The 8836-nt window shown below is 60.6% G+C and carries 6 protein-coding genes and 2 tRNA genes; 3 read left to right on the top strand and 5 right to left on the bottom strand.

From position 1 onward, the window contains the following. The 3 genes from treZ to glgX form a co-directional block, all read right to left on the bottom strand. On the bottom strand, positions 1 to 1680 hold a 1680-nt coding region (treZ, locus tag ACTHV6_RS11395; RefSeq protein WP_441387708.1), incomplete at its 3' end, for a malto-oligosyltrehalose trehalohydrolase. Then, the gene (gene treY / locus ACTHV6_RS11390; RefSeq protein WP_441387707.1) at positions 1673 to 4222 is read right to left on the bottom strand and encodes a malto-oligosyltrehalose synthase; all 2550 of its coding nucleotides are present in this window, start codon (positions 4220 to 4222) and stop codon (positions 1673 to 1675) included. The genes treY and treZ, both read right to left, overlap by 8 nt. A gap of 47 nt (positions 4223 to 4269) precedes the next feature. Next, positions 4270 to 6498, bottom strand: a complete 2229-nt coding sequence (gene glgX / locus ACTHV6_RS11385; protein ID WP_441387705.1) for a glycogen debranching protein GlgX — start codon at positions 6496 to 6498, stop codon at positions 4270 to 4272. A gap of 153 nt (positions 6499 to 6651) precedes the next feature. Between glgX and ACTHV6_RS11380 the strand changes: the two genes are divergently transcribed. Further along, a complete protein-coding gene (locus tag ACTHV6_RS11380; protein ID WP_441387703.1) occupies positions 6652 to 7257 on the top strand; it encodes a sigma factor-like helix-turn-helix DNA-binding protein in 606 nt (201 codons plus the stop codon). Beyond that, positions 7254 to 7649: a hypothetical protein gene (locus tag ACTHV6_RS11375; protein WP_441387702.1), complete on the top strand. Its 396-nt coding sequence runs from the start codon at positions 7254 to 7256 to the stop codon at positions 7647 to 7649. Before ACTHV6_RS11380 ends, ACTHV6_RS11375 begins: the two co-directional genes overlap by 4 nt. Here the strand turns inward: ACTHV6_RS11375 and ACTHV6_RS11370 are convergent. Both ACTHV6_RS11370 and ACTHV6_RS11365 read right to left on the bottom strand, forming a co-directional pair. Further along, on the bottom strand, positions 7642 to 8295 hold the full coding sequence (locus ACTHV6_RS11370) for a hypothetical protein (RefSeq protein WP_441387700.1): 654 nt from the start codon (positions 8293 to 8295) through the stop codon (positions 7642 to 7644). The two genes, ACTHV6_RS11375 and ACTHV6_RS11370, sit on opposite strands and share 8 nt — an antisense overlap. Positions 8296 to 8450: 155 nt before the next feature. Beyond that, a tRNA-Val gene (locus ACTHV6_RS11365) sits at positions 8451 to 8522 on the bottom strand. Positions 8523 to 8676: 154 nt separating this feature from the next. Here ACTHV6_RS11365 and ACTHV6_RS11360 point away from each other — a divergent pair. Further along, positions 8677 to 8749: transfer RNA gene (locus tag ACTHV6_RS11360), tRNA-Gly, on the top strand. Positions 8750 to 8836 lie beyond the last annotated feature (87 nt).

Genomic DNA, 8836 nt, shown 5'->3' with positions numbered 1-8836 from the left:
GGCAGGCTCCAGCTCGGTGGCTGGCAAGGCAACCCGGCTGTCCGGTTCGAACGAGTAGGCGATGAATACAGCGCCGCGCCGCAGGTAGCCGGTCCGGCCAAGCCGCACGATTTCCGTGTTCTGCAAATCTCCGGCTGCGATGTCCGGGCTGGCCTTGCGCAGGGCGATCGCCTGAGTGACGAAGTCTAAAAACGCCTTGTGTTGGCCGCTTTCCTCCTCGCCCCACGGCAGGATGGAATCGGTGAAGGTCTGCGCGTCCTGCGGGTTGGGGACGGTTATGGAGGCATCATCGCCGTAGATCGAGAGCCAGTCCCAATCCTTGAATTCGTTGATGCGGCCCTCTTCCACGGCCTTGCCCAGATCTCCCGCGTGATCCGTGAAGAACTGGAACGGCGTGCGTGTGGCCCACTCCTGACCCATGAACAGCATGGGGGAGAAGGGCGAACCCAACAGAAGGCCCATCTGGGCCGCGAGCTGGCCGAAGCTCAGCTTGGCTGACGGGCGGTCACCGATCGCCCGGTTTCCCACCTGATCGTGATCCTCCGTGCAAGCCACAAACCTGTGGCCATCGGTACCCGGGGGCACCGGGGATCCCCAGTTTGCCCCGCGGAACGATGAGTAGTTGCCATCGTGTGCGAATGCGTGGCGGTATACCTTTTCGAGGGCACCGGGCTGAACAAAATCGCCGTAGTAGGCGAAGGTCTCCTCGGTGGCGTAGGCGTGCAGGGCATGGTGGATATCGTCATCCCATTGGCCCGTCATGCCGCGCCCGCCTGCTTCGGTTGGCGTCACCATGAGCGGATCGTTGAGATCCGATTCGGCGATGAGGGACACCCTGCGGCCCGTGGCACTGGCATAGGCTGCCACCTCATCCGAGAGGTCGGCCAAAAGATGGCGCTCAGACTCGTCGATCAGGAAAGCCACGGCGTCTAGGCGCAGCGCATCTACGTGGTAATCGCGAATCCACTGCATGGCGTTCTCGATGATGTAGCGGCGCACCGGCGCGTTGGATTCGCCATCCAGATTCACGGCCCAGCCCCACGGCGTCTCGTGCTTATCGGTGAAGTAGGGCCCGAAAACGTTGAGGTAATTGCCGTCAGGTCCCAGGTGGTTGTACACCACGTCAAGGCACACACCTAGGCCGAGTGTGTGAGCGGCATCCACGAAGGCGGCAAAGCCCTCGGGCCCGCCGTAGTTCTCCGTGACGGCGTACAGCGATACACCGTCATATCCCCAGTTGCGCGTGCCGGGCACCGGAACAATGGGCATGACCTCCACGATGTCCACCCCGAGATCCTTCAGGTGCGCGAGCCGCTCAACAGCCGCTTGAAAGGTGCCTTCCGGAGTGAAGGTCCCGATGTGGAGCTCGTAGGTGATCGCTCCTCGGGCATCCACACCGTGCCACTCATCGTCCGTCCACAAGAAGCTGGATGTATCCACGATTTCCGACGGTCCGTGGATACCTTCAGGTTGGCGGCGCGTGCGCGGATCGGGAAATGGACCCTCCCCATTCACCGTGAGCGAGTACCGGGTGCCGGATTCGAGTGGAGTTGGGCTGGACCACCAGCCAGCTTCGGGCTCGGGTCCCACCGGAACCATGGGTGTTTGCTCACCCGATGCGTCCAGATGCAGGATCAGTTCGTGGGCCTTCGGTGCCCACACGCGAAGGTTGTCAGCCATGTTGGGGTTCTCCTTGTGCTAGGACGGCCACGGGCAGGCAGTCAAACACGCTCGCCAGCTCCACGGGGCCGCCACTGAACTCGTTGCCGCTGAGTACATCGCGCCATTGGCCTTCGGGCAACACCACTGTGTTAGTTCCGAAGCCCCCGTTTTCTCCCAGCTGGTGGGGCAGGCGCTGGACGATGACGGCAACATCTGGAATACCTTGGAACGTGCGAGTGAACGCATAGGCGTGGCCGGTTGTCACGGGCAGTGGAGAAAATCCGGACACTGGAGAGGCAAATGTTTGTGGGCGTTCCCTGCGTAGCCGCAGGATGCGCGAGGTGATCCAGAGCTTCTTCTGGTCAAGGCTTGCACCAGAGGGCAGGGACTCACGCCCATCAAGATCCGCAAGCATCTCCTTAAGCCCGTCGTAATCCACCGGGCGCCTGTTGTCCGGATCAACGAGCGAGTTTTGTGTGATCTCTTCGCCCTGATAGGTATCGGCAACACCCATGATGGTGAGCGCAAGAACCTTTTGGGACAGCGTGGTGACGTCCCGGGATTCCTGCGTGTGGTTGTACGCATCGGCTAGATCAGCCAGAGTCTCCTCATTGGAGAGGATCGCTGTAGCGTACGAGTAGAGTGCTTGCTCCTGATCGTCTGCCGAATCCGTCCAGGTGGTCCACGATTTCTGTTCGCGCGATGCCTTCTCCAGATAGCCCACCAACCTGTCGATTTCGATGGGTCCGTCCGGGCGCCACGTTCCCGCGATGGTCTGCCACAACAGGTTTTCGATCTGACCATCGATATCCCGTGGCCTATCGCCCGCATGGCGCGCGCGTAGGCGCGTAACGAGGCTGCGCCAGTAAGCCGGCCACTCGGTCAGGAGCGAGATGGCGGCGCGGACGTCCTCACCGCGTTTCGTATCGTGGGTGGTCAGAGTTGTCATCGTGACGGGCCAATGTGCGCTGGTCTTGTTGATCCACGCGGTGAGATCGTCAGGGGAGATGGAGGCCCGCGTGGGATCCCCTCCCACCTCGTTCGCGCTTGTCAGGGGTGTGTAGCGGTAGAACGCCGTATCCTCTACGCCTTTGGCCATGACCGCACCACACACTTGCTGGAAGCGGACGATCGCCTCTGCACGGGCATCCTCGTAGGTCCGCCCCGCCGAACCCACCTCGTGGCCAGTGAGCAGATCCACCACAACATCCAGTGATGTTGAGGCATCGTCATCCAGAGAGGGACGCGCACGCTCGGCCGCCTGAGCGATGGCCTGCTCGGAGGTAGCCGGGGCAGGCTCTCCCGGTTCGATGTAGGCGCGATACCGATCCATGGCAATGATCAGGGCGGTGAGCGCGTTGAATAGGGAGCCGCGCGTGTGATCGCGCAACCGGAGATCTGCGTGGCACACCTTCACGAGCAGGTCTGTCAGCCGCACGATCTCGGCCTGTAGGGACGTCTCGAGAATTTGCCGTTTCGCGTTAGTCTCGATGGATTCGAAGCTATCTGTCTCATTGGATAGCTCCACGTATTGGGAGAGCAGATTACCGATTCCGGCGGGATCCGTCAGGAGGGCTCCGATGCGCCACGAGGCGTCATACCCCGTGGTGCCTGAGCACCGCCAATCGTTGGGAAGCTCCTCATCGCCTTCGATGATCTTCTCGGCTACGATCCACGCCCCGCCGGTGGCTTTGTGTAGGCGCGCCATGTACTGGCGGGGATTGGCCAGCCCATCGGGATGATCGATCCGGAAGGCATCGATGTAGCCGGCATCCTGCAGCTCCAGAAGGAGCGCGTGAGATCCGGCGAATACGGCGCTATCTTCCACGCGGATGGCCGCGAGCGTGTCCACATCAAAGAAGCGCCGGTAGTTTAGTTCTTCTTCGGCAACGCGCCAGTAGGCGAGCCGGTAGAACTGGCTGTCCAGAAGCTCGGCCAGCGGGAGCGCTTCCGTTTGTGCGCGCACGGGAAACACGTGTTCGTAGTAGCGCACCACGTACTGTTCGCCCACATCCTCGAACCCTGGAACGATCATCTTCTCCAGAGTGATCTCCCCGTTGGCCAGCACGGTTCCGATTCTGTCCCCCAGTACCGGCATGAGGAGGCCGTCCTGGGCCTCGCTCAGCTCGATATCGAACCAGTTGCGAAACTCGGATTCCGTGCCTTCGCGCAACACGGACCACAGGGCCCGGTTCAGGTAGAGGGGCGTTGGTACCGCCATATGGTTGGGTACCAGATCTACCACAACGCCCATGCCCGCCGCGTGGGCGGCATCCGCTAGCCTCTGGAATCCTCGCCGGCCACCCATGGGCTCAGAGACCTTGGTGTGATCCACAACGTCGTAGCCGTGCGTGGAACCGGGCGCCGCCTGCAAGATGGGGGAGCAGTACACATCCGTGATGCCCAAATCCTTGAGATACGGGATGATTTTGCTGGCATCATCGAACGTAAACTGAGGGCCTAGCTGCAAGCGGTAGGTGGAGACAGGCTGGCGCCTGTCTGGTGCCGGCGCATGAGTTAGTTGGACGGGAATCTTCCGTGTGTCTGTAACCTCGCTCATGCTCCGACCATACTTCAGTTTGCCGAAATCCTCACATAAATGGCGGGCTAAGAGGAAGAAGAAGCGGGATCAACCTCATCCCATGAGCGGGATTCCGGCAGCGGATCAGCGAAGTTCCGCTTGGGTTCGGCTTCGCCTTCCGATTCCTTGGCGCCCGTCACGTCCTGAGAGGCATCGCGAATCAACACGCGCATGGCGCGCCCATCAACCCGGAAGGTTTCACCCGCGGTATACAAGCGCTCGTTGTCCAGATTTGTCCCTGTATCCAGAACGTCCCTCCACGCCTGACCATAGGTTTTGTCCGGCAGGGAAAACGTCTGTTCATTTGCGTCCGCATTAATCGCCAACAGGATGTCATCATCCTTGACCTGATTGCCGCGGCTGTCTGGCTCGCGAATCGCCTGGCCGTTCAGATACACCATGAGTGAGCGGGCGAAACCCGTCTGCCAGTCAGCATCTTGCATCCACGTTGCATCGGGGCGGAACCATTCGATTTCGCCCACCTCCGAGCTTCCGCCGCGAGTGGATGAACCTGCGAAGAAGCGCCGGCGCTGAAGCACGGGGTGTTCGCGCCGGAAGTGGATGAGCCGGGCGGTGAAGTCCAGCAATGCGCGCTGGGAGGAATTGAGATCCCAATCCACCCAAGAAATCTCATTGTCCTGACAGTAGGTGTTGTTGTTCCCACCTTGAGTTCGTCCCATCTCATCGCCGTGGCAGATCATCGGAACGCCCTGAGAGAGCATGAGAGTGGTCAGGAAGTTGCGGACTTGACGGCCCCGCAGAGCAAGTACCTCGGAATCATCCGTAGGCCCCTCGACGCCGCAGTTCCAGGACCTGTTGTTGGATTCGCCGTCGTTATTCCCCTCCAAATTAGCTTCGTTATGCTTCTCGTTGTACGCAACCAAATCGCGAAGGGTAAATCCATCGTGAGCGGTCACGAAGTTGATGGAAGCAAACGGGCGCCGGCCCGAACTCTCGTACAGGTCGGAAGAACCCGTCAGGCGCGAAGCCAACTCGGATAGCACCGCGGGTTCCCCGCGCCAGAAATCGCGCACCGTGTCGCGGTACTGGCCGTTCCACTCGGTCCACAACGGCGGGAATCCGCCCACGTTGTAGCCGCCTTCGCCCACGTCCCATGGCTCGGCAATCAGCTTGACCTGAGAAATCAGCGGATCCTGATGGATGATGTCAAAGAAGGAGGAGAGCTTATCCACCGCGTGAAGCTCGCGCGCCAGCGTGGAGGCTAGATCGAACCGGAAGCCGTCCACGTGCATGTCCGTAATCCAGTATCGGAGCGAATCCATGATGAGCTGGAGGGAGGAAGGGGAGCGCATGTTCAGCGAATTGCCGGTGCCCGTGGTGTCAAAGTAGTGCTCCTCGTCGCCTTCCACGAGCCGGTAGTAGGAGGGGTTGTCGATTCCCTTGAAGGAAAGCGTGGGGCCCATGTGGTTGCCCTCTGCCGTGTGGTTGTACACCACATCCATGATCACTTCGATCCCGGCCTCATGGAAGGTTTTGACCATGGACTTGAACTCGTGAACCTGCCCGTATGGGCTGCGTGAGGCCGAATAGCCGTTGTGCGGGGCGAAGAAGCCGATCGTGTTGTAACCCCAGTAGTTGGTCAGGCCCTTGTCCTGAAGCGAGGTGTCATTGACGAACTGGTGACACGGCATGAGTTCGATCGCCGTGATGCCCAAGTCATCCAGATGGTCCAAAATGGGCTGGGAGCACAGTCCCATGTAGGTTCCGCGCAGCTCCTCTGGCACGTCTGGGTGCTTCATAGACATGCCGCGCACGTGGGCCTCGTAGATGATGGTTTCGTTGTATTCGTGCCCGGGTGGGCGATCATGGCCCCAGTCGAAATACGGGTTGATCACCACGGAGGTCATCGTGTGCCCGAGCGAATCCGTCTCCTTGCGCGCGGAGGGATCAGTGAAATCGTAGGAAAAGAGCGCCTGATCGTTCGTGATCTCGCCGTCAATAGCCTTGGCATAGGGATCCAGCAGGAGCTTCGAGGAATCACAGCGCAGCCCGCGGGAGGGGTCATATGGGCCGTGAACACGGTAGCCGTAACGCTGTCCGGGCGCGATGCCGGGCAGGTAGCAATGCCACACTGAGGAATCGACCTCGCGCAGCTCAACAATCTCCTCATGGTTATCGTCATCTAACAGTACGAGGTCCACACTGTCCGCAATGGAGGTGAAAATGGCGAAGTTGGTGCCGCTGCCGTCGAATGTGGCACCGAGGGGATAAGGATGTCCTGGCCAAATTTGCATGAAATAAGCATTGCACGTTCGGGCCTCCCGTGCGATGATTACCGGCCCACTGTGTGAAATAACGCCATCAATCCCACAATTAGCCCACAGAAACTAATTGATCTCAATTAGCCCTCACAAGCTAATGAGGAACGATTGCGGTAGGGTGGAGTCATGTTTGTCCTCACGATGGATCAAGTGGATTCGCGCCACGAACCGGACCGGGTGCCCGAATTGCTCGCGGCGCTTGAGTCAGTTCGAACGATTGGCGGGTTCGCCCGCACCGTGGGAGATGAGATTCAAGGGGCGCTCGTAGATACCGAACACGTTGTTCGCGCGCTCCAGTGCGCCCTTCGCCTCGGGGGTTGGCACATCGGCGTTGGATGCGGCGCGGCGGGCAACGAGAGTTTTTTTGACGACGACGACGGCATGCGCTCCGCCCGCGGCCCCGCCTTCCTTCGGGCGCGCGAAGCGGTTGAGGCGTCAAAGAAGTACGCCGTGTCCGTTGCAGTGGTTGGAGAGGACGCGGCGCTCGCGGCGGATGTTCAGGCGCTCCTTCAAATCATTGGCGTGGTGATCGATGAGCGAAGCGCCCCGCAGCGTGAAGTGGTGGAGCTGGTCGGTCAAGGGCTCAGCGGCCAAGAGATTGCGCTGCAGCTTGGGATCAGCGAAGCCTCGGTGTCCCGCCGGCGCACCCTATCGCGCATCTTTGAAGAAGAGGCCGCATGGCCTGTTGCGCGCAGGCTACTGGAGGAACTCGATCGGGAGGCTGGCCAATGATGGGTGTAGGCATTGCTGCTGGAGCGCTCGCGGCATCTGTGTTGTTGGGGTGGCTAGCCGTGGAAGTGGTGTTCAAGCTTGCCCGCGTCAAGGCGCCCTCGGACAGCGCGCCGCGGCGCGGAGGTTACGAAGCCACCGTGCTGCCAGAGTCCGCTCCCGTTGAAGTACTGCGCGGGGGCACGTGGATCGGGGTGTTGGAACGTTTAGCTATCACCGGCGCGATTTTGGCCGGGGCGTCCGGGCTGATTGCCGCGGTGGTGGCAATCAAGGGGCTCGGCCGCTGGTCAGAACTTCAGCGTAACCCGGCGCTCAACGAACGGTTCATTATCGGCACACTCGCGTCCTATCTGGCAGCTGGCGCGTGTGGATTCGTGGAGGTGTGGCTCAGCTAATCACCACGGCTGCGCTGCTGGAGTCCAGCTCATGTTGCAGGTACTGGACGGAGAGTGTATCTCCTACCCTGGCGGTGCCACCAAGCGTTTGCTTGGCCCAGCGCTGGGTGCCTAGCGAATCCGTGAACTGCACCGTCACGCGGGTGACCTTGTGGTGGTTTTCGTAGTAGCCCCTCGCGCGCGTGACGCGGCCCCGAGTCTTGACGCCGCCGCCCTGCACGCGGCCCCGTATCTTCCGGCGTGCCTCGAGCCTGCGAGAGATCAACTCGATGATCACAAGTGCCAGTGCCCCCGCGGCCACGAACGCAAGAGTGATTATGTTCAGGGGCGTATCGCGGGCAAGGCGGCGAGCGATGTCTCCGGCACCCATGAAAATGAACATCCCAGCCTGCGGGAAGAAGAATGGGCGGGGATTGAACGCGTCCTCATCGCTCGGGTACACGAACGCGGTTCCGATCAGCAGTATCAGGCCAAGCGGGAAGAGAATCGAGATGATGATGGCCATGCGCTCCGAATCGCCATCCAGATCAAAGGACCAGCCAATGACGAAGAAGCCCGCCAGCGCCACAATCCACATGATCCACGAGATCGTGATACGTCCGCTCGCGCGGTTGCGCCACTTACTGTTTGGATCAACCGTACTCATAGGAGCCTCCCACCAAGATGGCCCGCAGGGGCACGAAGCAAATCAACAATGATGTGCTTAGCGTACCCGATTGGCTAGGACGTTAGCCCCATACATGCAGAACGGGCCCGCATCGCGGACCCGTCTACTACGAAAATGTCTCGACCATTCTCGAGTGGGCCATACTGGGATCGAACCAGTGACCTCTTCCGTGTGAAGGAAGCGCGCTACCCCTGCGCTAATGGCCCAACTGCCTAATGAGAATAGCCCGCTTGGGCGCTGTTGCGCAAAGCGTGCACACGTGGCGTGCACCTCACCCTTTCAGTTGGACAGCGGCGAGCGGGGTTGCATATAGTTATGGAGCGCCGCCGGTGAGGTAGTAAACTGGCAGCGCTTCGTTACGCGGATGTGGCTCAGTTGGTAGAGCATCACCTTGCCAAGGTGAGGGTCGCGGGTTCGAGTCCCGTCATCCGCTCGGAGTGATCGGCAGTCTTACTGCCAGTCCCGCACGGTGGGTTGGCCGAGAGGCGAGGCAACGGCCTGCAAAGCCGTGTACACGGGT

It is taken from the genome of Ancrocorticia sp., from assembly GCF_052089425.1.
Classification (GTDB): domain Bacteria; phylum Actinomycetota; class Actinomycetes; order Actinomycetales; family Actinomycetaceae; genus Ancrocorticia.
This window is presented reverse-complemented; position numbering and strand designations above follow the sequence as displayed.

Coding starts and splice junctions, on each gene's coding strand:
- ACTHV6_RS11370 (WP_441387700.1), bottom strand. CDS start 8,295: ATGAGTACGGTTGATCCAAACAGTAAGTGGCGCAACCGCGCGAGCGGA.
- ACTHV6_RS11375 (WP_441387702.1), top strand. CDS start 7,254: ATGATGGGTGTAGGCATTGCTGCTGGAGCGCTCGCGGCATCTGTGTTG.
- glgX (WP_441387705.1), bottom strand. CDS start 6,498: ATGCAAATTTGGCCAGGACATCCTTATCCCCTCGGTGCCACATTCGAC.
- treY (WP_441387707.1), bottom strand. CDS start 4,222: ATGAGCGAGGTTACAGACACACGGAAGATTCCCGTCCAACTAACTCAT.
- ACTHV6_RS11380 (WP_441387703.1), top strand. CDS start 6,652: ATGTTTGTCCTCACGATGGATCAAGTGGATTCGCGCCACGAACCGGAC.